Below are 732 nucleotides of genomic sequence, written 5' to 3'. Positions count from 1 at the left end.
GCTCACAGATGACGCATTTCAAGAACTTCTATGAAAGCTTGCAGTGGTGGAAGCTAACGCCTGCTTTCCGGGATACGACCTATGCCGATTTTACGGGGAAAGATATATCCTATCTGTTGCATGATAGCAATAAAACGTATATCGCTTATTTCGCCGAGTCTAATACAGTAACGGGTACCCTTAAACAGATGGCGAGTACGGTGTACAAAGCGGAGTGGTATAACACAAGAACGGGCGAGTACACGTTAATATCGGAGCAGGTGACACCGGTTAACGGACAATGGGCGATCCCGGCAAAGCCCGACAGATTGGACTGGGTGCTCTTGGTCACATCAGACCAATCTGCGCTTGCGCCGAAGTTAGTTGTATCCAGTGCGAATCAATCCACAACGATTAATGTGCAGCATGGTACGCTGCAGATGTCGGCTGCCGTTAATGTGGAGCATACAGCCGCATCGGTGGATTGGGAAGTGAGTAATGTGGATGGCTCTTCCACGGATGCAGCGACGATTGATCAAAATGGCTTATTGACTGCCTTGAAAAACGGAGTTGTACGAGTGACGGCGACACAGAACGCTGACGGCCAACTGTCGGCTTCTAAAACGGTTATTATTACCCGGCAAGATAAGGCAGCCCCTCCAGCCAAAGCGCAAAGTCTGACCATTATCGATGGCGGAAACGAATTCCTTGGCAATCAACAGATGCTGCCGGTATTTGCTCCAAACAACACCT

1 protein-coding gene is annotated in these 732 nt (G+C 49.3%); it reads left to right on the top strand.

Annotation, left to right across the window (positions count from 1 at the left end; translation table 11 throughout):
• Positions 1-732 (top strand): putative collagen-binding domain-containing protein (locus PAT3040_RS22040; protein ID WP_146200511.1); only part of this gene is annotated, 732 nt, incomplete at both ends.

Origin of the sequence: Paenibacillus agaridevorans, assembly GCF_003112455.1 — a bacterium.
Taxonomy (GTDB): Bacteria; Bacillota; Bacilli; order Paenibacillales; family Paenibacillaceae; genus Pristimantibacillus; species Pristimantibacillus agaridevorans.
The sequence above is the reverse complement of the archived record's forward strand: the minus strand, read 5'-3'. Positions and strand labels throughout refer to the sequence as shown.